1 pseudogene is annotated in these 248 nt (G+C 67.3%); it reads right to left on the bottom strand.

Features of this window, described 5'->3' with window-relative positions:
• A pseudogene (locus tag ACKUG4_RS28250) lies at window positions 1-224 on the bottom strand (Ig-like domain-containing protein); the annotation flags it as partial.
• Between the last annotated feature and the right edge of the window lie 24 nt (window positions 225-248).

The following is a 248-nucleotide window of genomic DNA, read 5'->3' as shown; positions in this document are numbered from 1 at the left end:
ACGGCTGTCAGGCCGGTCACCAGCAGGGTCCAGATGCCGGTTCCCGGATCGGCCACGGGCTGACCTTTGGGCACGCTACCCAGCAGCACATCGACCTTCTGGCCCTTGGCGGCGACGCCCGACAGGGTGACCGCCGTTTCCACGGTGAATCCGTCCGGCGGAATCTCGTCCCCGCTGGGTGAGCCTTTAGCCGAGGTGATGGTTGGCGCAGTGGCAGCGGTCACGGTGAAGGTCCGCGGATCCGAGAC

Origin of the sequence: Candidatus Pseudomonas auctus, assembly GCF_048654275.1 — a bacterium.
In the GTDB taxonomy this organism is placed as follows: domain Bacteria; phylum Pseudomonadota; class Gammaproteobacteria; order Pseudomonadales; family Pseudomonadaceae; genus Aquipseudomonas; species Aquipseudomonas pharyngis.
This window is presented reverse-complemented; position numbering and strand designations above follow the sequence as displayed.